The organism is Pseudomonas macauensis, from assembly GCF_047902425.1.
GTDB lineage: Bacteria > Pseudomonadota > Gammaproteobacteria > Pseudomonadales > Pseudomonadaceae > Pseudomonas.
On the sequence record NZ_CP138377.1, the window covers coordinates 2,065,246 to 2,087,732 of the forward strand.

The 22,487-nt window shown below is 62.0% G+C and carries 25 protein-coding genes and 2 tRNA genes; 19 read left to right on the forward strand and 8 right to left on the reverse strand.

What is annotated here, in order from left to right:
- Positions 1–31: 31 nt before the first annotated feature.
- The 3 genes from SD196_RS09825 to gcl all read right to left on the reverse strand — a co-directional run bounded on the left by SD196_RS09825 (position 32) and on the right by gcl (position 3,682).
- The gene (locus SD196_RS09825; protein WP_275607850.1) at positions 32–922 is read right to left on the reverse strand and encodes a 2-hydroxy-3-oxopropionate reductase; all 891 of its coding nucleotides are present in this window, start codon (positions 920–922) and stop codon (positions 32–34) included.
- Positions 923–1,027: 105 nt separating this feature from the next.
- Positions 1,028–1,810: a hydroxypyruvate isomerase gene (gene hyi / locus SD196_RS09830; RefSeq protein WP_275607849.1), complete on the reverse strand. Its 783-nt coding sequence runs from the start codon at positions 1,808–1,810 to the stop codon at positions 1,028–1,030.
- A 96-nt stretch (positions 1,811–1,906) separates the two neighbouring features.
- Entirely contained in the window at positions 1,907–3,682 is a 1,776-nt protein-coding gene (gene gcl / locus SD196_RS09835) for a glyoxylate carboligase (protein ID WP_275607848.1), read from the reverse strand.
- 339 nt (positions 3,683–4,021) lie between these two features.
- Between gcl and SD196_RS09840 the strand changes: the two genes are divergently transcribed.
- Positions 4,022–4,453 (forward strand): GlcG/HbpS family heme-binding protein, encoded by a 432-nt coding sequence (locus SD196_RS09840; protein ID WP_275607847.1) that lies wholly within the window; start codon positions 4,022–4,024, stop codon positions 4,451–4,453.
- A 246-nt stretch (positions 4,454–4,699) separates the two neighbouring features.
- Here the strand turns inward: SD196_RS09840 and SD196_RS09845 are convergent, their stop codons facing one another.
- Positions 4,700–5,353 carry a TetR/AcrR family transcriptional regulator gene (locus SD196_RS09845; RefSeq protein ID WP_331320096.1) on the reverse strand — a complete coding sequence of 218 codons (654 nt, stop codon included), beginning with the start codon at positions 5,351–5,353 and terminating at the stop codon, positions 4,700–4,702.
- 195 nt (positions 5,354–5,548) lie between these two features.
- On the opposite strand from SD196_RS09845, the gene moaA reads away from it, so the two are divergent.
- The 6 genes from moaA to SD196_RS09875 all read left to right on the forward strand — a co-directional run bounded on the left by moaA (position 5,549) and on the right by SD196_RS09875 (position 9,779).
- Positions 5,549–6,544 carry a GTP 3',8-cyclase MoaA gene (gene moaA / locus SD196_RS09850; protein WP_275607845.1) on the forward strand — a complete coding sequence of 332 codons (996 nt, stop codon included), beginning with the start codon at positions 5,549–5,551 and terminating at the stop codon, positions 6,542–6,544.
- A gap of 49 nt (positions 6,545–6,593) precedes the next feature.
- Complete coding sequence (locus SD196_RS09855; RefSeq protein WP_275607844.1) at positions 6,594–7,421, forward strand: substrate-binding periplasmic protein; 828 nt, start codon at positions 6,594–6,596, stop codon at positions 7,419–7,421.
- A 59-nt stretch (positions 7,422–7,480) separates the two neighbouring features.
- Positions 7,481–7,816 (forward strand): low molecular weight protein tyrosine phosphatase family protein, encoded by a 336-nt coding sequence (locus tag SD196_RS09860; RefSeq protein WP_343577879.1) that lies wholly within the window; start codon positions 7,481–7,483, stop codon positions 7,814–7,816.
- Positions 7,813–8,295, forward strand: coding sequence for a hypothetical protein (locus tag SD196_RS09865; protein ID WP_343577878.1), 483 nt, complete (start codon positions 7,813–7,815; stop codon positions 8,293–8,295). Before SD196_RS09860 ends, SD196_RS09865 begins: the two co-directional genes overlap by 4 nt.
- A gap of 168 nt (positions 8,296–8,463) precedes the next feature.
- Positions 8,464–8,823: a PA2779 family protein gene (locus SD196_RS09870; protein ID WP_370601658.1), complete on the forward strand. Its 360-nt coding sequence runs from the start codon at positions 8,464–8,466 to the stop codon at positions 8,821–8,823.
- Between the two features lie 11 nt (positions 8,824–8,834).
- Positions 8,835–9,779 (forward strand): PA2778 family cysteine peptidase, encoded by a 945-nt coding sequence (locus SD196_RS09875; protein ID WP_331320092.1) that lies wholly within the window; start codon positions 8,835–8,837, stop codon positions 9,777–9,779.
- A gap of 65 nt (positions 9,780–9,844) precedes the next feature.
- On the opposite strand, the gene SD196_RS09880 is transcribed toward SD196_RS09875, so the two are convergent.
- A complete protein-coding gene (locus tag SD196_RS09880; RefSeq protein ID WP_343577877.1) occupies positions 9,845–11,128 on the reverse strand; it encodes an FAD-binding oxidoreductase in 1,284 nt (427 codons plus the stop codon).
- A gap of 185 nt (positions 11,129–11,313) precedes the next feature.
- On the opposite strand from SD196_RS09880, the gene SD196_RS09885 reads away from it, so the two are divergent.
- Positions 11,314–11,390, forward strand: a tRNA-Val gene (locus SD196_RS09885).
- 119 nt (positions 11,391–11,509) lie between these two features.
- The gene (locus tag SD196_RS09890; protein ID WP_343577876.1) at positions 11,510–12,031 is read left to right on the forward strand and encodes a DUF4946 domain-containing protein; all 522 of its coding nucleotides are present in this window, start codon (positions 11,510–11,512) and stop codon (positions 12,029–12,031) included.
- A gap of 79 nt (positions 12,032–12,110) precedes the next feature.
- Here the strand turns inward: SD196_RS09890 and SD196_RS09895 are convergent, their stop codons facing one another.
- Positions 12,111–12,335: a hypothetical protein gene (locus SD196_RS09895; protein WP_275607839.1), complete on the reverse strand. Its 225-nt coding sequence runs from the start codon at positions 12,333–12,335 to the stop codon at positions 12,111–12,113.
- Between the two features lie 442 nt (positions 12,336–12,777).
- Positions 12,778–13,131 carry a histone-like nucleoid-structuring protein, MvaT/MvaU family gene (locus tag SD196_RS09900; RefSeq protein WP_275607838.1) on the reverse strand — a complete coding sequence of 118 codons (354 nt, stop codon included), beginning with the start codon at positions 13,129–13,131 and terminating at the stop codon, positions 12,778–12,780.
- A 242-nt stretch (positions 13,132–13,373) separates the two neighbouring features.
- Here SD196_RS09900 and SD196_RS09905 point away from each other — a divergent pair, with 242 nt between their 5' ends.
- The 10 genes from SD196_RS09905 to SD196_RS09950 all read left to right on the forward strand — a co-directional run bounded on the left by SD196_RS09905 (position 13,374) and on the right by SD196_RS09950 (position 21,890).
- Positions 13,374–14,207, forward strand: coding sequence for an alpha/beta hydrolase (locus SD196_RS09905; protein ID WP_343577875.1), 834 nt, complete (start codon positions 13,374–13,376; stop codon positions 14,205–14,207).
- Between the two features lie 244 nt (positions 14,208–14,451).
- On the forward strand, positions 14,452–16,374 hold the full coding sequence (gene thrS / locus SD196_RS09910; protein ID WP_343577874.1) for a threonine--tRNA ligase: 1,923 nt from the start codon (positions 14,452–14,454) through the stop codon (positions 16,372–16,374).
- The gene (gene infC, locus SD196_RS09915; protein ID WP_275611977.1) at positions 16,374–16,925 is read left to right on the forward strand and encodes a translation initiation factor IF-3; all 552 of its coding nucleotides are present in this window, start codon (positions 16,374–16,376) and stop codon (positions 16,923–16,925) included. Before thrS ends, infC begins: the two co-directional genes overlap by 1 nt.
- Positions 16,926–16,985: 60 nt before the next feature.
- The gene (gene rpmI / locus SD196_RS09920) at positions 16,986–17,180 is read left to right on the forward strand and encodes a 50S ribosomal protein L35 (RefSeq protein ID WP_205334978.1); all 195 of its coding nucleotides are present in this window, start codon (positions 16,986–16,988) and stop codon (positions 17,178–17,180) included.
- 21 nt (positions 17,181–17,201) lie between these two features.
- Positions 17,202–17,558: a 50S ribosomal protein L20 gene (gene rplT, locus SD196_RS09925; RefSeq protein WP_003099086.1), complete on the forward strand. Its 357-nt coding sequence runs from the start codon at positions 17,202–17,204 to the stop codon at positions 17,556–17,558.
- A gap of 97 nt (positions 17,559–17,655) precedes the next feature.
- Positions 17,656–18,672: a phenylalanine--tRNA ligase subunit alpha gene (gene pheS, locus SD196_RS09930; RefSeq protein ID WP_017516492.1), complete on the forward strand. Its 1,017-nt coding sequence runs from the start codon at positions 17,656–17,658 to the stop codon at positions 18,670–18,672.
- A 34-nt stretch (positions 18,673–18,706) separates the two neighbouring features.
- On the forward strand, positions 18,707–21,085 hold the full coding sequence (gene pheT, locus SD196_RS09935) for a phenylalanine--tRNA ligase subunit beta (RefSeq protein WP_343577873.1): 2,379 nt from the start codon (positions 18,707–18,709) through the stop codon (positions 21,083–21,085).
- Positions 21,086–21,088: 3 nt separating this feature from the next.
- Entirely contained in the window at positions 21,089–21,391 is a 303-nt protein-coding gene (gene ihfA, locus SD196_RS09940) for an integration host factor subunit alpha (protein ID WP_003090661.1), read from the forward strand.
- Positions 21,372–21,728, forward strand: coding sequence for a MerR family transcriptional regulator (locus SD196_RS09945; protein WP_015476661.1), 357 nt, complete (start codon positions 21,372–21,374; stop codon positions 21,726–21,728). The genes ihfA and SD196_RS09945 overlap by 20 nt, the downstream gene beginning before the upstream one ends.
- Positions 21,729–21,813: 85 nt before the next feature.
- Positions 21,814–21,890, forward strand: a tRNA-Pro gene (locus SD196_RS09950).
- Positions 21,891–22,079: 189 nt separating this feature from the next.
- Here the strand turns inward: SD196_RS09950 and SD196_RS09955 are convergent.
- Positions 22,080–22,241, reverse strand: a complete 162-nt coding sequence (locus SD196_RS09955) for a hypothetical protein (protein ID WP_343577767.1) — start codon at positions 22,239–22,241, stop codon at positions 22,080–22,082.
- Between the last annotated feature and the right edge of the window lie 246 nt (positions 22,242–22,487).

Consider the following 22,487-nt stretch of genomic DNA (forward strand, 5'->3'; position numbering starts at 1 on the left):
TTCGCTCCACGCCATCCTGCGAACGCACTTCTCAGTCCTTGCGGATCGAGAAGTTGGCCATGTGCTCCAGGCCCTTGATCAGGCCGGAGTGGTCCCAGTTGCTGCCGCCGATGGCCGCGCAGGTGCTGAACACTTGCTGGGCGTTGGCGGTGTTGGGCAGGTTCAGGCCCAGTTCGCGCGCGCCGGCCAGGGCCAGGTTGAGGTCCTTCTGGTGCAGGCTGATGCGGAAGCCCGGATCGAAGGTGCCCTTGACCATGCGCTCGCCATGCACTTCGAGGATGCGCGAGGAGGCGAAGCCGCCCATCAGCGCTTCACGCACCTTGGCCGGGTCCGCGCCGTTCTTGGCGGCGAACAGCAGGGCTTCGGCGACGGCCTGGATGTTCAGGGCGACGATGATCTGGTTGGCGACCTTGGCGGTCTGGCCGTCACCGTTGCCGCCGACGCGGGTGATGTTCTTGCCCATGGCCTGGAACAGCGGCAGGGCGCGTTCGAAGGTGTTCGGGCAGCCGCCGACCATGATGCTCAGGGTGGCAGCCTTGGCGCCGACTTCACCGCCGGATACCGGGGCGTCCAGGTACTGGGCGCCGGTGGCCTTGATCTTCTCGGCGAAGGTCTTGGTGGCGGTGGGGGAGATCGAGCTCATGTCGATCACGACCTTGTTCGGGCCTACGCCTTCGGCGATACCGTCCTTGCGGAACAGAACGTCGTCGACCTGTGGGGTGTCCGGAACCATCACGATGATGAATTCGGCTTCCTGGGCGACTTCCTTGGGGGTGGCCAGGGCGACGGCGCCGGCTTCTACCAGGGAGGCCGGGGCTGCATCGTGATGGGTGGAAACGAAGATCTGGTGACCGGCTTTCTGCAGGTTCTGAGCCATGGGCAGGCCCATGATGCCGGTGCCGATGAATCCGATTTTGGCCATGAGGTGTTCTCCTGGTTTCTCTTGTTGGGTTATCGGGACCCTGCGCTGGCGAGGGTGACGGGGTTCCCCGTCATTCCCGCAAAGGCGGGAACCCGGCAAAAAACATCAGATGACGTTGTGGCTCTTCAGCCAGCCCAGGCCGGCTTCGGTGGTGGTCTTGGGCTTGTATTCGCAACCGATCCAGCCGCGGTAGCCGATGCGGTCCAGGTGCTCGAACAGGAAGCGGTAGTTGATCTCGCCGGTGCCCGGTTCGTTGCGGCCGGGGTTGTCGGCCAGCTGGATGTGGTTGATGGCCGGGAGGTTCTTCTCCATGGTGCGGGCCAGGTCACCTTCCATGATCTGCATGTGGTAGATGTCGTACTGCAGGAACAGGTTGGCGCTGCCGACCTTCTCGCGAAGCTCCAGGGCTTGCTGGGTGTTCTTCAGGTAGAAGCCGGGAATGTCGATCGTGTTGATCATTTCCATGACCAGCTTGATGCCCGCGGCTTCGAGCTTGTCCGCCGCGTACTCCAGGTTGTTCAGGAAGGTGTTCTCGATGGTGGCGCAGTCATAGCCCTGCGGACGGATGCCGGCCAGGCAGTTGACCTGCTTGTTGCCCAGCACCTTGGCGTAGGCGATGGCCTTGTCCACACCGGCGCGGAATTCCTCGACGCGATCCGGATGGCAGGCGATGCCGCGCTCGCCCTTGGCCCAGTCGCCGGCGGGCAGGTTGAACAGCACTTGTTCCAGCTTGTTGGCGTCCAGGCGGGCCTTGATCACCTCGGCCTCGACGTCATAGGGGAAGAGGTACTCGACACCGGTGAAGCCGGCCTTGGCGGCGGCGTCGAAGCGGTCGAGGAAGTCCACCTCGGTGAACAGCATGGACAGGTTGGCGCAGAAACGGGGCATTGTGTGACTCCTTGATGGCGTGTTGCTCGAACAGCCCCCTCTCGGCAAGGAGAGGGTCAGGGGAGAGGGCCTTGCGACGCCTCTCCCACAGGGGGATCAATCCAGCAGCGAGATGGCGGTCGGGGCGTCGGCACCCTTGAGCGCCAGTTCCTCGAACTCGTTCACCGCGTTGATCTCGGTACCCATGGAGATGTTGGTGACGCGCTCCAGGATGACTTCCACGACAACCGGCACACGGTGCTTCTGCATCAGCTCGCGGGCCTGGGCGAAGGCAGCGCCGATCTGCTCCGGGTCGAAGACGCGGATGGCTTTACAGCCCAGGCCTTCAACCACCGCAACGTGATCCACGCCGTAGCCGTTGAGTTCCGGTGCGTTGACGTTGTCGAACGCCAGCTGCACGCAGTAGTCGATCTCGAAGCCGCGCTGTGCCTGACGGATCAGACCCAGGTAGGAGTTGTTCACCAGCACGTGGATGTACGGCAGGTTGAACTGCGCACCGGCCGCCAGTTCTTCGATCATGAACTGGAAGTCATAGTCGCCCGACAGTGCGACGACCTGACGGCTCGGGTCGGCCTTGACCACACCCAGGGCAGCCGGAATGGTCCAGCCCAGCGGGCCGGCCTGGCCGCAGTTGATCCAGTGACGCGGCTTGTACACGTGCAGGAACTGGGCGCCGGCGATCTGCGAGAGACCGATGGTGCTGACGTAGCAGGTTTCCTTGCCGAAGAACTCGTTCATCTCTTCGTAGACGCGCTGCGGCTTGACCGGCACGTTGTCGAAGTGGGTCTTGCGCTGCATGGTGCGCTTGCGCTCACGGCAGGATTCCACCCAGGCGCTGCGGTCCTTCAGCTTGCCGGCGGCTTTCCACTCGCGGGCGACTTCCAGGAAGACTTCCAGCGCGGAGCCGGCGTCGGAAACGATGCCCAGGTCCGGGGTGAAGACGCGGCCGATCTGGGTCGGTTCGATGTCGACGTGGACGAACTTGCGACCCGCGGTGTAGACGTCGACCGAACCGGTGTGGCGGTTGGCCCAGCGGTTGCCGATGCCGAACACCATGTCCGATTCCAGGACGGTGGCGTTGCCGTAGCGGTGCGAGGTCTGCAGACCGCACATGCCGGCCATCAGCGGGTGATCGTCCGGGATGGTGCCCCAGCCCATCAGGGTCGGGACTACCGGTACGCCCGTCAGCTCGGCGAACTCGACCAGCTTGTCGGAGGCATCGGCGTTGATGATGCCGCCGCCGGCGCAGATCAGCGGACGCTCGGCGTCGTTGAGCAGGGCCAGGGCTTTTTCGGCCTGGGCGCGGGTGGCTTTCGGCTTCTGTACCGGCAGCGGCTCGTAGGCATCGATGTCGAATTCGATTTCGGCCATCTGTACGTCGAACGGCAGGTCGATCAGCACGGGGCCCGGACGGCCGCTGCGCATTTCATAGAAGGCCTTCTGGAAGGCGTAGGGCACCTGGCCCGGCTCCAGAACGGTAGTAGCCCACTTGGTGACCGGCTTGACGATGCTGGTGATGTCCACGGCCTGGAAGTCTTCCTTGTGCATGCGAGCACGAGGCGCCTGGCCGGTGATGCAGAGAATCGGGATGGAGTCGGCAGAGGCCGAGTACAGGCCGGTGACCATGTCGGTGCCGGCAGGGCCGGAGGTGCCGATGCACACGCCGATGTTGCCGGCGGTGGTGCGGGTGTAACCCTCGGCCATGTGCGACGCGCCTTCGACGTGGCGAGCCAGGACGTGATCGATGCCGCCGAGTTTCTTCATGGCCGCATACATGGGGTTGATGGCGGCGCCTGGCACGCCGAAGGCGGTATCGACGCCTTCGCGACGCATTACCAGTACGGCAGCCTCGATTGCTCTCATTCTGGCCATAATTTGTTCCTCGGTTCTTATACTGATTGTGTACAAAAGTTGAGGCGATTCTATGCAGGCTCTGGTGAGAAGGTCAAGACGGGTTGTATACGTCGGACTGACGGGTCATTTTTTATAAAAATACATGTAAATCATGTACTTGCATTAAAAGCTGATCCTTGGGTCAAACTATCGTTTGAAAAAATGTATACAAAAATAGGTACTCATTGTCCTTTTGTGTTGCTTTGATCGGGGCGTTCGGCTACTAGATTGCGTACAGATTTCTGATGCGGATGTGTGCAGGCGAATTGCCAGTGCCGTTCGTGCCCCTGACTTATCGACCTTGAAGAGGAAAACCTCATGAGCACCATCAGTCTGGAAACCGCACTGGACATCACCCGCCAGGCCCTGGTCGCCAGCCGCGAGCTGTCTACCGCGCCGCTGACCATTGCCGTACTGGATGCCGGCGGACACCTGGTGACCCTGCAGCGCGAAGACGGCGCGAGCATGCTTCGCCCGCAGATCGCTATCGGCAAGGCCTGGGGCGCCGTGGCGCTGGGCAAGTCGTCGCGCGTGCTGGCGGCGGACGCGCAGCAGCGCCCGTCCTTCATTGCGGCGGTGAATACCCTGGCGCAAGGCAATGTGGTCCCTGCGCCGGGCGGCGTGCTGATCCGCAACTCGGCCAATGAAGTGATCGGCGCCATCGGCATCAGCGGCGATGCCTCCGATATCGACGAGCAATGCGCGATCCGTGGCGTACAGGCACTGGGCCTGGTCGCCGACGCGGGCTGACAGGCGCGAAGGGCGCGCGGTATTCCGCGCGCCAGATGTTTTACCTGTAGGAGCGAGCTTGCTCGCGAACCTTCGATTACGCCGGAAGTGTCAGGCGTGAAGCGGGTTCGCGAGCAAGCTCGTTCCTACGCGTTTGTGGGGTATGCGTTTCGCAGGACCGGGCGGACGAAGCGTTTTGACAGGCGAAAGGGCGCGCGGCACTCCGCACGCCAGATGCTTTACCTGGACGTTATGGCCGCGCTGCGCTCAGATCGACAACGGCCGCAGGCGCCCCTGGGGCTTGTGCTCGTTATCGTTGTCCGGGGCGGTGCCGCGTAGCACCAGGCGGGTGATGGTTTCGGTGGCGGCCTCGAAGTCGGCATCGCTGAGGCTGGTCTTGCCGGTGACCATGGAGATCTGCCAGTCGAAATCGGCGTAGGTCTGGGTCGCCGCCCAGATGGTGAACAGCAGGTGGTGCGGGTCCACCGGGGCGAGCAGGCCGCGGTCGATCCAGCTCTGCAGGCAGGCGATGTTGCGCTGGGCCTGGGCGTTCAGCTCGTCCAGGTACTCCCTGGGCAGGTGCGGCGCGCCGTGCATCAGTTCGCTGGCGAACACCTTGGAGGCGTGCGGCAGCTCCTGGGAAATCCTGACCTTGGAGCGGATATAGGCCTTGAGCGCTTCGCCCGGCTCGTCGTCCTCGCGGAACGGCGCAGAGGCCTGGAGCAGAGGTTCGACGATGCTTTCCAGAACGCAGCGGTAGAGGTTTTCCTTGGTCTGGAAGTAGTAGTAGACGTTAGGCTTGGGCAGGCCGGCGCGAGCGGCGATGTCGCTGGTCTTGGTCGCCGCGAATCCCTTTTCGGCAAATTCCTCACTGGCTGCGCGCAGGATGAGGCGCCGGTTACGCTCGCGAATGCTGGTCATGGATGCTGGTCTTCTTGTGCTGTTGTTGCCCAACCGAGCCGGGCATGGTAGCACCGGCCTTGTAACCCTCTCAAGGCGAGGGTTTGAGGCAAATTCCTGACTTGTGGGTCGAATTCGTGTATACATCGGCCCACAACTACTGTATTCCTAGCGCACTTTCGTCTGGCCAGCCTGCCAACCGGAACCTCACTGCCCATGCCTGACTCCCAACTGGTCGACCCCTTCGGCCGACGCATCACCTACCTGCGCCTGTCGGTCACTGACCGCTGCGACTTCCGTTGCACCTACTGCATGAGTGAAGACATGCAGTTCCTGCCGCGTGATCAGGTGCTGAGCCTGGAAGAGCTGGAAGCGGTGGCGGATGCCTTCATCGGCCTGGGCGTGCGCCGTATCCGCATCACCGGCGGCGAGCCGCTGGTGCGCAAGGGGCTGACCGGCCTGCTGGCCAAGCTGGGCGCGCGCCAGGAACTGGACGATCTGGCGATTACCACCAATGGTTCCCAACTGCGCGAGCGCGCTGCCGAGTTGCGAGCCGTGGGCGTGCGCCGCCTGAACATCAGCCTCGACTCCCTGCGCCGCGAGCGCTTCGCCGCCTTCACCCGCGCCGACAAGCTGGAGCAGGTGCTCGACGGCATCGATGCCGCGCGCGAGGCCGGCTTCGAGCGGATCAAGCTGAACACGGTGGTGCAGAAGGGGCGCAATGACGATGAAGTCTGCGACCTGGTGGCGTTCGCCCTGAGCAAGGGCATCGACATCAGCTTCATCGAAGAGATGCCGCTGGGCACCGTCAGCAGCCACGAACGCAAACTCACGCTGTGCAGCAGCGACGAGGTGCGCGCGCACCTGGCCGAACGCTGGCAGTTGTTGCCGACGCCTGAGCGCAGCGGCGGACCTTCTCGCTATTACCGCATCGATGGCTACGACAGCCGCATCGGCTTCATCTCCCCGCACAGCAACAATTTCTGCGGCGACTGCAATCGCGTGCGGGTGACCGCCGAAGGCAAGCTGGTGCTGTGCCTGGGGCATGAAGGTGCCCTGGACCTGCGCCGCCTGCTGCGCGAACACCCCGGTGACGTCGCGCGCCTGCGCGCCGCGCTGATGGAAGCACTGCGCCTGAAGCCCGAGCGTCACCACTTCGAAGCCGATCAGCAGGTGCAGGTGCTGCGGTTCATGAGCATGACCGGCGGCTGAGCCCGCCACGGCTCGCCCGACAGAACAACAATGTCACCAGGAGGGTACTTTGAAGCTCAAGGCTTTCTGCTGGGCGCTCGCCAGCATCGTTTCCACCGGGGCCATGGCGCAGACCTATGTGGTCGGCGTCGAGAACCTGCCATTCGCACCGCACTACGTGACCGACGCGCAGGGGCGCTACCAGGGATTCGCCCGCGACCTGCTCGACCTCTTCGCCACCTCCAGTGGCATCACCCTGGAATACCGTCCGCTGCCGGTGGATGCGCTGCTGCCGGCGTTGCTCAATGGCGAAGTCGATCTCAAGTACCCGGACAATTCCAACTGGGCGCCGGAACAGAAGGCCGCCAAGTCTCTGCGCTACAGCCAGCCGGTGACCCAGTACGTCGACGGTGTGCTGGTGGCACCGGATCGCCTCGGGCAGGGCGTGGGCGCGTTGAAGCGCCTGGCGCTGGTGGAGGGCTGGACACCGCGCGGTTACGAGCAACAGGTGCAGTCCGGGCAGGTCAGCATCACGCCCAGTGCCGATCTGCGCCAGATGATCCATACCGCGCTGAAGAAGCAGGCCGACGGCGCCTACTTCAACGTGGTGGTCGCCACCTACTACCTGGACAATATCCGCGCCCGCCCTGGCGCCCTGGTGTTCGATCCCTCGCTGCCGCACACGCGCAGCACCTTCCATCTCTCCACGGTGAAGCACGGCGAACTGATCGACCGCTTCGACCGCTTCCTTGCTGACCATGCCAAGGAGGTCGCCGCGCTCAAGGCGAAGTACGGGGTCGAGGCGAGCCTGGACTCCGAGCACCTGGGCGTCGAGCAGTGGAAGGTGGACTTTCTCGAACGGCAAAAAGCCAAGCAGAAAGCGGCGGCCTCGCCCTGAGCGCCGTTCTTCCCTAGAATCGCCGCTGCCGTTCGCGCGCCAGCCGTAGGGAGGATGAAGTGCGCCGCGCTTTGTTCATCTGCAGTCGCAACCGCTTGCGCAGCCCCACCGCTGAAACCGTCTTCGCCAACTGGCCGGAGGTCGAGACCGACTCCGCCGGATTGGCGCCGGACGCGGATGTATTGCTGAGTGCCGAGCAGCTTGAGTGGGCCGACCTGGTTTTCGTCATGGAGCGCCGCCAGCGGCAGTCACTGCTGCGTCGTTTCCCGCAGGCGATGCGCGGCAAGCGGCTGGTGTGCCTGGATATCCCTGACGATTACGCCTACCTGCAGCCGGAGCTGGTGCTTCTGTTGGAGCGCAAGGCCGGTCCCTTCCTGCGGCAGGAGGGGGCGTGAGCGAGATCCGCATTCCGCTGCGCGAGGGCGTGCTGGTTTGTCCGGGCTTCCGTATTCAGGCGCAGCCCGAACCTTCCCTGGCCATCGACGGCGACCTGCTCTGGGCGCTGGAGCAGCCGCAGTGGTGCGACCTGGCCGTAGAGCTGGAAGAGCGTGACGGCGCCTGGTGGATTGCGCCGCTGCCACTGAAGCGACAGGCTGGCTTCGATCCGCTGCGGGTGATCAACTGGCGCGACGAGCCAGTGCGCATCGAGCAGCCTGAAGGTATCGACGATGCCGAGGGTGCGATCCACTGGTGGCGCGGCGGTGTTGCCGATGTGCGCGGGCGCATCAGTCATCATCCGTGGGGGCGGCTGCTGCGGGTGGAAGGTGGTGGCTTCGGGCCGGAGCATATTCTCTTTCCCCGTGGCCACGCTTGCGTCTATCTGGGGCATCTAAACGCCAACTGGCGCACATTACGCTTCGAACTCTTTTCCTGACCTAGCATCTTAATAGTTAGCGGCCCAGCGGTTGGCGCCGACATGGCGGGAACGTTGCGGCTTGCCGGCTTTTGCGCCGGGCGGCAGCACGTCGTGCCTTCGTGCAAGTAGTCAGAGATGAGGAAACCCAGAATGACCATAACAAAGCGGGTGAAGAGCCTTGCAGCCATGCTGGTGCTGGCGCAGTTGGGCGTGGTGGCGGAGGTGCCGCTCGCGCAGGCGAGCATGGTTGCCACCGGCGAGGTGCTGCAGGCGCAGCAACAACAGGTCGACCGTGAACAATTGCTGAAGATGCTCGATGATCAGGGCGTGCAGAAGAAGCTGCAGTCCATGGGTGTTGAGCGAAGCAAGGTCGAGCAACGCATCAAGAGCCTCTCCAATGAGGAGCTGGCGCAGTTCAACCAGCAGCTGGACCAGGCCCCTGCCGGTGGCATCATCGGCATCATCCTGCTGTTCCTGCTGATCTTCGTCATCACTGACATGCTCTGCATCACCCACATCTTCACCTTCGTCAGGTGCCAGCGTTGAGTCGCACGGTCATGGCTGCCGCGTTGGCGGCGGCCATGGCGCTTGGTGGCTGTGCACAGGCACCGAAGTTGCCTTCCAGTGTGGAGGCGCTGCCCGAACGCGTGGAGTTGAGCGATGTGCAGTTCTTCCCGCAACAGGAGTTCCAGTGCGGCCCTGCCGCCCTGGCAACCATGCTCAACCAGCGCGGCGTGCGGGTTACGCCGCGGCAACTGAAGGATCGTGTGTTCCTCCCGGAGCGCCAGGGCAGCTTGCAGGTGGAGCTGGTCGCGGCGGCGCGGGAGAAGGGCATGCTGGTCTATCCGCTGAAGCCGCGCCTGGAGGATGTCTTGAGCGAGGTGGCGGCGGGCAATCCGGTGCTGATTCTGCAGAACCAGGGGCTGGATTGGTTGCCGGTGTGGCATTTCGCGGTGGTGGTGGGCTTCGATCGGCAACGCCACGAGCTGATCCTGCGTTCGGGGATCACCGAGCGGTTGGTGATCGACTTCACCGCCTTCGATGTCACCTGGGCTCGCAGCAAGCGCTGGGCGGTCGTGACAGTGCCGGCGGATCGTCTGCCGGCCACGGCAGAGCCCACTGCCTGGCTGCGCGCCGGGCATGATCTGGAGGAAACCGGCCAGCCGGCCTTGGCTGAGCGGGCATACCTCAAGGCAACGCAGGCGTGGCCGCAGGATGCGTTGGGCTGGTTCGCCCTGGCCAACGCGCAGTACGCGGGTGGGCATCTGCCCGAGGCGGAGTCGGCCTTGCGGCATAGCGTGGGCGCACGCCCCGATTTCGCCGCAGGCTGGTTCAACCTGGGCAATGTGCTGGGTGAGCGCGGCTGCCCGCAACAGGCGCGTGCAGCGGTTAGCTGTGCGGCTCGCTTGGCGCCGGCAGATTCGCGCTTCTCGGTGGTACCCGCTGGCGCTGCGAATTCCGCGGCACGCTGTGAAGCTTTGCCGGCTTGCCCGGGGAGCTAACTGGCTATCCCGGAAAAAGAAAACGGCGCCGTGAGGCGCCGTTTTTCTTCGTGCGGAGCGGAGCGTCAGACGCCCAGCTTGTCGCGCAGGTTGTAGTACCAGGCGCCGATCGCGGAGAACGGAACCTGGAACATGCGACCGCCCGGGAACGGGTAGTGCGGCAGGTCGGCGAAAGCGTCGAAGCGCTCGGCCTGGCCACGCAGCGCCTCGGCCAGCACCTTGCCGGCGAGGTGGGTGTAGGTCACGCCGTGGCCGGAGCAGCCCTGCGAGTAGTAAATGTTGTCGCCGATACGGCCAACCTGCGGCAGGCGCGACAGGGTCAGCAGGAAGTTGCCGGTCCAGGCGAAGTCGATCTTCACGTTCTTCAGCTGCGGGAATACCTTCAGCATCTTCGGACGGATGATCGCTTCGATGTTCGACGGATCGCGCGCACCGTAGACCACGCCGCCGCCGAAGATCAGGCGGTTGTCGCTGGTCAGGCGGTAGTAGTCGAGCAGGTAGTTGCAGTCCTCGACGCAGTAGTCCTGCGGCAGCAGGGTCTTGGCCATCTCGGCGCTCAGCGGCTCGGTGGTGATCACCTGGGTGCCGCACGGCATCGACTTGGACGCCAGTTCCGGCACCAGGCCGCCCAGGTAGGCGTTACCGGCAACCACAATGAACTTGGCCTTCACGCGGCCTTTCGGGGTGTGCACGACCGGGTTGGCGCCACGGTCGATCTTCACGGCAGGGGACTGCTCGTGAATCACGCCGCCCAGGGATTCCACGGCCGCGGCTTCGCCCAGGGCGAGGTTCAGCGGGTGGATGTGACCGCCGCTCATGTCGAGCATGCCGCCGACGTAGCTGTCGGTCGCGACGACTTCACGGATGCGCTTGGCGTCCATCAGCTCCAGCTGGGTGTGGCCGAAGCGCTCCCACAGCTTCTTCTGGGATTCCAGGTGGCCCATCTGCTTGGCGCTGAGGGCTGCGAACACGCCGCCGTCCTTCAGGTCGCACTGGATGTTGTACTTGGCGATGCGCTCGCGAATGATGCGGCCGCCTTCGAAAGCCATCTGACCAAGCAGTTGAGCCTGCTTGGCGCCAACGGTGCGTTCGATGACGTCGATGTCGCGGCTATAGCTGTTGACGATCTGGCCACCGTTGCGGCCCGAAGCGCCGAAGCCGACCTTGGCGGCCTCCAATACGGTGACCTTGAAGCCGTTTTCCAGCAGGAACAGCGCGGTGGACAGGCCGGTGTAGCCTGCACCGATCACGCAGACGTCGGTTTCCACCTCGCCCTGCAGTTCAGGGCGGGCCGGGACCGGGTTGGCCGAGGCTGCGTAATAGGAAGTGGGGTAGGGAGTGTGCGGCATAATGCACCTGTGTTTGTTATTTTTTACGAGATGTGAGGATGCTACCTGAGTCGAATCTGGCCGGCTAGTGCCCGTGCAAAATAATTTACGGACGGTCGAACATAAAAAAATTCACTTTTTCAGTGAGTTAGCGAAAAAAGTTCTTGACGCTCCAAAACGATCGCGTAGAATGCGCCCCACACGACAGGCACATAGCTCAGTTGGTTAGAGCACCACCTTGACATGGTGGGGGTCGTTGGTTCGAGTCCAATTGTGCCTACCAAACATAGCCGCTCCGGCGGCTGCAAAAAGGGTGATCCGAAAGGGTCGCCCTTTTTGTTTGTCCGCAGAAAAGTCGGTGCGCCTGTTATGGTGTCCTCTGGGGTGTGGTCGGAGGTGGTAATGAGCGGTCTACGATCCTGTTTGGTGCTTGGCGCGCTGCTGGCGCCGGTGCCGGCGCTGGCGGAGATGCAGGTGGTCTGGCCGGAGGGCTGGAGTGTCTCGCGCTCGCCGGAAGAGGTGGTGGCTGATGCTCCACTGATTCGCCAGCGTGGCGTGCGCCTGGCGGAGGATGGCTCCCAGGAGCTGATCATGGAGGTGACGCGCAGTCGCTTGGGTGCCGATGCCTCTATTAATGTGGAGAACGTCATCCTCGAGATGCGCAAGGCGCTGCAGAAGGACTTTCTCCGCCAGGGGCTCCAGGCCGCCTGTAGTAGGCCTCAGGCGGTGACGCTGGGTGGTCTGGAGGGATTGGAGGTGCGTTGCGGCATCAGTCGGAACGGCACTGAAGTGCTGAAGCAGACCCTGCAAGTGGCTCTGGGTGATGGTGCTGCCTACTCGCTGACCTACGCGGCGCAGGCGGAGCGCTATGCGGCGCTGGCGGGGGAAATCGAATCGGTTAAGGCGGGGATCAGTCTGCGCTGACGTTCATGCAGGTTGCTGCCTTTATATGGGTGGCAGAAAGCAAAAAGCCCCGCTTTGGCGGGGCTTTTCATTTTCAGGCTCAGGCGGCGAGGGTGGCTTGCACGCGCTCGATGACCGCTTGCAGTGGCGCTTCGGCCTGGTACTGCTGGGGGTACAGGCGCTCGGTGTGCTTGGCGATGCCATGCTCGTTCACCAGTGTGAAGCTGAAGCCGTGCTTGCGCTTGGCCTGGATGACGCAGTTCAGAGGGGCGAAGGCTACCGAAAGGGTGCGAATCGCCTCCTGGATATGCGGGGAGGTTTTCATTGTCTTGTCTTTCCAAATAGGTAACGGTCTTATGACCGTTGAAATCGTAAAAAGCTCCGGGTGCAATCTGAGGATGCAGAAAGCGTGTGACCGGAATATGGCAGCGAATGGAAACTTGAGGGTCGGTTCGCGTCAGTCTGCGGTGTTGGGTAAAGGCAGTTGAACTGACGTAGGCGCTATCGCTCGGGCAAACTTTCCTGGCGCGGCTTGACGTGCTCTGGAATCGATGCGGAGGGGGCGCTGGCCGTGGCCCTGTAGTGCCCAGCTTCAACCCTGGATCATGGTAGGGGAGTGCTGGGAGGGGCGACCTTGGGTTTGGTACTCGCGTTCGGAATTATATGGATTTCTGTCGGCAATAGCCAGTTGATGCTGTGCCGCTGGTCAGAATCATTGCGAGTCGGTAAAGAAAGCCGCAGGGCGGGAGCGCGCTGCGGCTTTTTTCTTACTTCTGCAGCCAGGATTCGACGGTTTCAGCGCCGAACTGTTGTTTCCAGGCTTTCAGGGTTTTGTGATTGCCACCCTTGGTCTCGATGACTTCGCCGGAGTTGGGGTTTTTGTAGACTTTCAGCTGGCGGCTGCGGCGCTGCTGGGTCGGTGCCGGTTCGCCGGTAGTCTGCGGGTCGAGAATGTTGATCACATTCCGCAGGTTCATGCCGTACTGGTCCATCAGGGCTTGCAGTTGGTCCTTGAACTCCAGTTCCTTTTTCAGGCTGCTGTCATTCTTGAGTTTTTCCAGCAGGGCGAGTTGTTCTTTGAGCTGGCGTTCGGCTTCACGGAACTCCGCAAGTTTGGACATCATATGCTCCCGTCGGCAGGGGTGAATTGTGGCGGCGATTTTCTGTTCTTGTCGTTATCGGCGTCAACTGTAGATATGAATTGTTGCGATTCGGAAAGTACAGCTTAAATCCATCGAGTGGTTATCCGGGGCGCGGATTAGTTGTTTCTTGAGGGATAATGCACGGAGTAAAGGGGGCGGCTCCTGCCAAGTCCCTCTGAATATTGTGTGCTTTATTGTGGTGCGTTGAGTGTGAGTGCTGGATGAATAGTGAGATTGTGCGGTATCGGGTCAATGATTATGAGCTTGCGTGCCAGGCGGCGGGGCAGGGGGTGCCGCTTGTGCTGGTTCATGGATCGCTCTGCGATTATCGCTATTGGCAGGGGCAGTTCGCCGCCTTGTCGGCTCACCACCATGTGGTGGCGCCCAGCCTGCGCCACTATTTTCCTGAGCAATGGGATGGCGAGGGTGCGGGATTCACGACGGAGCAACATGTGAGCGATCTGCTTGCGTTGCTGGATCAATTGCCCGGCCCTGCGCATCTGCTCGGTCATTCGCGTGGTGGCAATCTCTGTCTGCGAGTGGCATTGGCTGCGCCGCAGAAGTTGCGTTCCCTGATACTGGCCGATCCTGGCGGGGATTTTACGGAGGATGTATTCCGTATGGCGGGGTTGGTCTCGCCAGTATCCCCAGTTGAGCGCAATCAGTTTCGCCAGCAGGCACTGGCCATGATTCGTGCGGGACAGGTCGGCGAGGGATTGCAACTCTTCGTCGATACTGTGAGTGGTGTGGGGGTGTGGGAGCGTTCTTCCCGGCAATTCCGAGAAATGGCCACGGCCAATGCCATGACATTGGTGGGGCAGGTGGCGGATCATCCGCAGCCGATTTCCCATGCTCAACTCGAGCAACTACATTTGCCGGTTATGTTGATCGGTGGGGCGAAGAGTCCGGAGCCTTTCCCACGCATTATCCAGGCGCTGCAGGCGGCGTTGGCGGATGTGCGAACTTCGATGATCCCTGGTGCATCCCACGGCATGAATGTGATCCGTCCGGCGTCCTTCAATCGCACTGTGCTGGAGTTTGTCGAGCAATACTGAGCGAAGTCAGGGTGGTCGCTCGTCAGTTAGCCAAAGTTGCAGTAACATCGCACGCCTTGCCCGCTATCGATTGCGGGCGGGTTTTATCCGATTTCTTCCAGTGATCTCCGTCCGCGCGCGAAAGCGCAGGGTGCCGACAAGGCGCCTGCCACTGTGAGGCAGGCAGACCCGGCGGGCGACGCTTACTGGCACATCCCAACCCATGTGGCCTTTCGTAGGGGTCACCACTAGGAGAGGAGGCGCCATGCCCATCATTACTCTTCCCGACGGTAGTCAGCGTTCCTTCGATCATCCGGTCAGCGTGACCGAGGTGGCGCAATCCATTGGCGCGGGCCTGGCGAAAGCCACCCTGGCCGGCAAGGTCAATGGTCGTCTGGTCGATGCCTGCGACATCATCGACAGCGACGCGACCCTGCAGATCATTACCCCGAAGGATGAGGACGGGCTGGAGATTATCCGCCACTCCTGCGCTCACCTGGTGGGTCATGCGGTCAAGCAGCTGTACCCGACTGCGAAGATGGTCATCGGCCCGGTGATCGACGAAGGCTTCTATTACGACATCGCGTTCGAGCGCCCCTTCACTCCTGAAGATATGGCTGCCATCGAAAAGCGCATGGCCGAGCTGATCGACAAGGACTACGACGTCGTCAAGAAGATGACTCCGCGTGCCGAAGTCATCGAGACCTTCAAGGCTCGTGGTGAGGAGTACAAGCTGCGCCTCATCGATGACATGCCAGACGAGAAGGCCATGGGCCTGTACTTCCATGAGGAGTACGTGGACATGTGCCGCGGCCCGCACGTGCCGAACACTCGTTTCCTGAAGGCCTTCAAGCTGACCAAGATTTCCGGCGCCTACTGGCGCGGCGACTCGAAGAACGAGCAGCTGCAGCGCGTCTACGGCACCGCCTGGGCGGACAAGAAGCAGCTGGCGGCCTACGTCCAGCGCATCGAGGAAGCCGAGAAGCGCGACCACCGCCGCATCGGCAAGCAGCTCGACCTCTTCCACCTCCAGGAGGAAGCGCCGGGCATGGTCTTCTGGCACCCGAACGGCTGGACCGTCTACCAGGTGCTCGAGCAGTACATGCGCAAGGTGCAGCGCGACCACGGCTATGTGGAAGTGCGTACCCCGCAGGTCGTCGACCGCATCCTCTGGGAGCGTTCCGGTCACTGGACCAACTACGCCGAGAACATGTTCACCACTTCGTCGGAAAGCCGCGATTTCGCGGTCAAGCCGATGAACTGCCCGTGCCACGTGCAGATATTCAACCAGGGTCTGAAGTCCTACCGCGACCTGCCGCTGCGCCTCGCCGAGTTCGGCGCTTGCCACCGCAACGAGCCGTCCGGCGCGCTGCACGGCATCATGCGCGTGCGTGGCTTCACCCAGGACGACGCCCACATCTTCTGCACCGAAGAACAGGTGAAGAAGGAAGCGGCCGACTTCATCAAGCTGACCCTGCAGGTCTATTCGGACTTCGGCTTCACTGACGTTTCCATGAAGCTGTCCACTCGTCCGGCCAAGCGCGTCGGTTCCGAAGAACTGTGGGATCGCGCCGAAAGTGCGCTGGCCGATGCTCTGAACGAGTCCGGCCTGGAGTGGGAATACCAGCCGGGTGAGGGCGCCTTCTACGGTCCGAAGATCGAGTTTACCCTCAAGGACTGCCTCGGCCGTAACTGGCAGTGCGGCACCCTGCAGTACGATCCGAACCTTCCGGAGCGTCTGGATGCCAGCTATATCGCCGAAGATAACAGCCGTACCCGTCCGGTCATGCTGCACCGCGCCATCCTCGGCTCCTTCGAGCGCTTCATCGGCATGCTGATCGAGCATTACGCCGGCCTGTTCCCGGCCTGGCTCGCGCCGACCCAGGCCGTGGTGATGAATATCACTGACAAGCAGGCCGAATGGGCTGAAGAAGTGGTGCGTCAGCTCGAGCAAAGCGGATTCCGTGCCAAGTCTGACTTGAGAAACGAGAAAATTGGCTTTAAAATCCGCGAGCATACTTTGCTCAAGGTTCCCTATCTGTTGGTTATCGGTGATAGGGAAGTTGAATCGCAGGCCGTCGCCGTACGTACGCGCGAAGGGGCAGATCTCGGCTCGATGCCGATCGCCCAGTTCGCTGAGCTGCTGGCTCAGGCGGTTTCCCGGCGTGGTCGCCAAGACTCGGAGTAATCATTATTAAGCGTGAAATGAGACAGGATAAGCGGGCTCTCCCGAAACCGCCGATCAACGAGAACATCACCGCCCGTGAGGTTCGTCTGATTGGTGCTGACGGTCAGCAGATTGGTGTGGTCTCCCTCGACGAGGCCCTCCGTCAAGCCGACGAGGCCAAGCTGGACCTGGTAGAAATTTCTGCTGATGCGGTGCCCCCTGTCTGCCGCATCATGGACTACGGCAAGCACCTCTTCGAGAAGAAGAAGCAGGCCGCTGCTGCGAAGAAAAACCAGCACCAGCAACAGATCAAAGAAATCAAGTTTCGTCCAGGGACGGAAGAAGGGGATTACCAGGTAAAACTACGCAACCTGGTACGTTTCCTTAATGAAGGGGACAAGGCCAAGGTATCGCTTCGGTTCCGTGGTCGTGAGATGGCCCACCAGGAGCTGGGCATGGAGCTGTTGAAGCGGGTCGAAAACGACCTCGCCGAATTCGGCACCGTGGAACAGCATCCCAAGCTGGAAGGACGCCAGCTGATGATGGTCATCGCTCCCAAGAAGCGTAAATAACCTCCCGGGCACTGGCAGGCCTGATGGTTATCAGTTGTTAACGAATGCGGAGTACTAAACATGCCAAAGATGAAAACCAAGAGTGGCGCCAAGAAGCGCTTCAAAGTGACTGCTGGTGGCATCAAGCACAAGCACGCTTTCAAGAGCCACATCCTGACCAAAATGACCACCAAGCGTAAGCGTCAGCTGCGCGGCACTTCGCTGCTCGCTGCTTCCGACGTTCGCCGTGTAGAACGCTCCCTGCGTCTGCGTTGATTTCTGGTAGAGGATAGATAAATGGCTCGTGTTAAGCGTGGCGTGATTGCCCGTCGTCGTCACAAGAAGATCCTGAAGCTCGCAAAAGGCTACTACGGCGCGCGTTCGCGCGTGTTCCGCGTTGCCAAGCAGGCGGTAATCAAGGCTGGCCAATACGCCTACCGTGACCGTCGTCAGCGCAAGCGTCAGTTCCGCGCCCTGTGGATCGCCCGTATCAACGCTGGTGCTCGTCAGAACGGTCTGTCCTACAGCCGTCTGATCGCTGGCCTGAAGAAGGCGGCCATCGAGATCGACCGTAAGGTACTGGCCGATCTGGCTGTGAACGAAAAAGCGGCGTTTACCGCGATTGTCGAGAAAGCGAAGGCCAGCCTGGCTTAAGCCCCACGACAGTTACCGGATCTCGGTCCGGACGTAACGTCACCGATAGGGGAAGAGCCTTACCGCTCTTCCCCTATTTTGTATCTGGAGTTGGTACATGGAAAACCTGGACGCGCTGGTTTCGCAGGCCCTGGACGCCGTGCGAAACACCGAAGACGTCAACGCCCTGGAGCAGATCCGGGTTCACTACCTCGGCAAGAAAGGCGAGCTGACCCAGGTCATGAAGACCCTGGGCGACCTGCCGGCCGAAGAGCGCCCCAAGGTCGGCGCGCTGATCAACGTCGCCAAGGAAAAGGTTCAGGATGTGCTGAACGCCCGCAAGGCCGAGCTGGAGGGCGCCGCCCTCGCCGCCAAGCTGGCTGCCGAGCGCATCGACGTGACCCTGCCAGGCCGTGGCCAGTCCTCCGGCGGCCTGCATCCAGTCACCCGCACCAAGGAACGCATCGAGCAGTGCTTCACCCGCATCGGCTATGAAGTGGCCGAGGGGCCGGAAGTCGAAGACGACTACCACAACTTCGAAGCGCTCAACATTCCGGGCCACCACCCGGCTCGTGCCATGCACGACACCTTCTACTTCAATGCGAACATGCTGCTGCGCACCCATACCTCGCCGGTACAGGTCCGCACCATGGAGAGCCAGAAGCCGCCGATTCGTATTGTCTGCCCGGGCCGCGTGTACCGCTGCGACTCCGACCTGACCCACTCGCCCATGTTCCACCAGGTCGAAGGTCTGCTGGTCGATGAAGACGTCAGCTTCGCCGACCTCAAGGGCACCATCGAAGAATTCCTCCGCGCCTTCTTCGAGAAAGAATTCTCCGTCCGCTTCCGTCCGTCCTTCTTCCCCTTCACCGAGCCTTCGGCGGAAGTCGACATCCAGTGCGTGCTCTGCAGCGGCAAGGGTTGCCGCGTCTGCAAGCAGACCGGCTGGCTGGAAGTCATGGGTTGCGGCATGGTCCACCCCGACGTACTGCGTATGTCCGGCATCGACCCTGAGAAGTACCAGGGCTTCGCCTTCGGCATGGGTATCGAGCGTCTGGCCATGCTGCGCTATGGCGTGAACGACTTGCGCCTGTTCTTCGACAACGATCTGCGGTTCCTCGGCCAGTTCCGCTAGCCCGCACGACCGTCAACGCATTTAGGAGAACAGGATGAAATTCAGTGAACAGTGGCTGCGGAGCTGGGTAAATCCGCAGGTTTCCCGTGACGAGCTGGTGGCTCGTCTGTCCATGGCGGGCCTCGAGGTTGACGCCGTGATCCCGGTCGCCGGCCAGTTCAGCGGCGTGGTCGTGGGCGAAGTGCTGTCGACCGAACAGCACCCGGACGCCGACAAGCTGCGCGTCTGCCAGGTCAGCAACGGTTCGGAGACCTTCCAGGTCGTCTGCGGCGCGCCCAACGTGCGCCCGGGCCTGAAGATCCCCTTCGCCATGATCGGCGCCGAACTGCCGGGCGACTTCAAGATCAAGAAGGCCAAGCTGCGCGGCGTTGAGTCCAACGGCATGCTCTGCTCGGCCAAAGAGCTGGAAATCAGCGAAGAGAACGCCGGCCTGATGGAGCTCGCCGCGGATGCGCCGGTGGGCGCCAATATCCGTGACTACCTCGAACTGGACGATGCCTCCATCGAGATCGGCCTGACCCCCAACCGTGGCGATTGCCTGTCTCTGACCGGTCTCGGTCGCGAAGTCGGCGCGTTGTACAGCGCCGAGGTCAAGCCGGTGGTGGTCAACGCCGTTGCCCCGCAGATCGACGAAGTGCGCAGCGTTGAGCTGCTGGCGCCCAAGTCTTGCCCGCGCTACCTCGGTCGCGTCGTTCGCAACGTCGATCTGAGCAAGCCGACTCCCCTGTGGATGGTCGAGCGCCTGCGCCGTTCCGACATCCGCAGCATCGACGCCGCCGTCGACATCACCAACTACGTGATGATCGAGCTGGGTCAGCCGATGCACGCCTTCGATCTCGACGAGATCAAGGGCGGCGTACGCGTGCGCATGGCGGAGGAGGGCGAGAAGCTCGTCCTGCTCGACGGCCAGGAAGTCACCCTGCGTGCCGACACCCTGGTGATCGCCGACCACGAACGCGCCCTGGCCATTGCCGGCGTGATGGGCGGCGAGCACAGCGGCGTCAGCGCCAAGACCCGCGACCTGTTCCTCGAAAGCGCCTTCTTCGACAATATTGCCGTCGCCGGCAAGGCCCGCTCCTACGGCCTGCACACCGATGCCTCGCACCGCTTCGAGCGTGGCGTGGACTCGCAGCTGGCTCGTCGCGCCATGGAGCGCGCCACCGAACTGCTGCTGCAGATCGTTGGCGGCGAAGCTGGCCCAATCGTGGAAGCAGTCAACGAAGCCGATCTGCCCAAGGTCGCTCCGGTCACCCTGCGCGCTGAGCGCGTCACCCAGATGCTGGGCATGACGCTGGAAAACGCCGAAATCGAGCGTCTGCTCACCGCCCTGGAATTCGATGTCCAGAAAGCCGGTGCTGATGCCTGGACCGTGGGGGTGCCGAGCCATCGCTTCGACGTGTCCATCGAAGTCGACCTGATCGAAGAGTTGGGCCGCCTGTACGGCTACAACCGTCTGCCGGTTCGCTACCCGCAGGCACGCCTGGCGCCGAACACCAAGTCCGAGTCCCAGGCGGAACTGCCGGCGCTGCGTCGTCTCCTGGTCGCCCGCGACTACCAGGAAGCCATCACCTATAGCTTCATCGATCCCAAGCTGTTCCAGCTGTTCCACCCCGGTGTCGAGCCGCTGATGCTGGCCAACCCGATCTCCGCCGACATGGCCGCGATGCGCGCCTCGCTCTGGCCGGGTCTGGTTAAGTCCCTGCAGCACAACCTCAACCGCCAGCAGAACCGCGTGCGCCTGTTCGAAAGCGGCCTGCGCTTTGTTGGTCAGCTGGAAGGGTTGGTTCAGGAAAACATGCTGGCCGGCGTCGTCTGCGGTGCTCGTCAGCCAGAAGGTTGGGCCAATGGCCGCGAGAGCGTCGACTTCTTCGACGTGAAAGCCGACGTCGAAGCGCTGCTGGGTAACGCCGGCGCCATCGATGCCTTCACCTTCTCCCCGGCAGAACACCCGGCGCTGCACCCGGGCCAGACCGCCAAGATCGAGCGCGACGGCGTGCTGGTCGGCTACCTGGGCGCCCTGCACCCGGAACTGGCCAAGGCGCTGGACCTGGATCGCCCGGTCTATGTCTTCGAACTAGTACTGGCCGAAGTGGCCAAGGGTCGCCTGCCGAAATTCAGCGAACTGTCGCGCTTCCCCGAAGTGCGCCGTGACCTGGCCCTGATCGTCGATCTGGATACTCCGGCCGAATTCGTGCTGGCAAATATCCGTGAAACGGCGGGCGAATGGCTGACGGATCTCAGGTTGTTTGACGTCTACCACGGTAAAGGCATTGATCCGCTTAGAAAAAGCTTGGCCGTTGGCTTGACCTGGCAGCATCCATCACGCACTCTTAACGATGACGAGGTGAACGCGACTACGCAGAATATCGTCGCCTCGCTGGAACAAAGGTTCAACGCCACGTTAAGGAAGTAGCGTATGGGGGCTCTGACGAAAGCTGAAATTGCTGAACGTCTGTACGAAGAGCTGGGCCTGAATAAGCGGGAAGCCAAGGAACTGGTGGAGCTCTTCTTCGAAGAGATCCGCCAGGCGCTGGAGCATAACGAACAGGTGAAGTTGTCGGGTTTCGGCAACTTCGACCTGCGCGACAAGCGCCAGCGTCCCGGACGCAACCCGAAGACGGGAGAGGAAATCCCGATCACAGCCCGGCGCGTCGTCACCTTTCGTCCAGGGCAGAAACTGAAGGCCAGGGTTGAGGCTTATGCTGGAACCAAGTCATAACGACGAACTGCCCCCCATTCCGGGCAAGCGCTACTTCACCATCGGTGAAGTGAGTGATCTTTGCGCGGTGAAGCCGCACGTGCTGCGGTACTGGGAACAGGAGTTCCCGCAACTCAACCCGGTCAAGCGAAGGGGCAACCGGCGCTACTACCAGCGCCAGGACGTGCTCATGATTCGCCAGATCCGCGCGCTGCTCTACGACCAGGGCTTCACCATCGGCGGCGCCCGTCAGCGCCTCACCGGTGACGAAGCACGCGAGGACGCCACTCAGTACAAGCAACTGATCCGGCAAATGATTGCCGAATTGGAGGACGTGCTGCACGTCCTGCGCAAGTAACTGAAAAAAATGAAAAAAGTACTTCTCCGAAGCAAACGCTTGGGGTATAGTGCGATCCGCTTCCAGGGTAACCTGGTCGCAACGTCGGGGCGTAGCGCAGCCTGGTAGCGCACTTGCATGGGGTGCAAGGGGTCGAGTGTTCGAATCACTCCGTCCCGACCAAATTTGAAAAGGCCGGTTCAGCAATGAACCGGCCTTTTTGCATTTCTCTTCCCGCAAAAAATACCTATATAGACCGCCAGCTCGGCGTATCCCTTGGTTCCCGGTCGTCCTGCGTCGTCAGAAATATCGGCTGGTCCCGTCAATCCAGATTTCGCCTTGCTATTTGATGACGCTGATGCATTGGTTGGCTCAGATCATGAAGGCGTGGCGGGGGTTGGTGTCTGGGACGTGCTGGGAGTCTTGGCGGGAGGGGAGGGCTTCGTCGCTGAGCCATTTGGTGATGCTGCGGTGTTCGGGGTGCCGGAAGCGGTAGAAGGCTTTGTAGGCGCCAGACTTGCTGATGACTTCCACTTCTTCGCCTGGCCACGGGATTGACCGCGACGATCGGAGGGGGCTTTCCGAGGAGGCAACCTGCAACGCTCGTAGGAATCTAGGGCGCGCATTGAAGTGCGAGGTCCTGGTGGGGCGTCTCTATATAGAAGAGGCAACTGAGAGGGGCACCGGCTTGGGGCTGTCCGCTGACGATGCTCGTGGCGGCGTGCGGTCGCAGGAAGGGTTTGCTTCTATTATATAGGAGAGGGAGGGGGCAGGTATTTG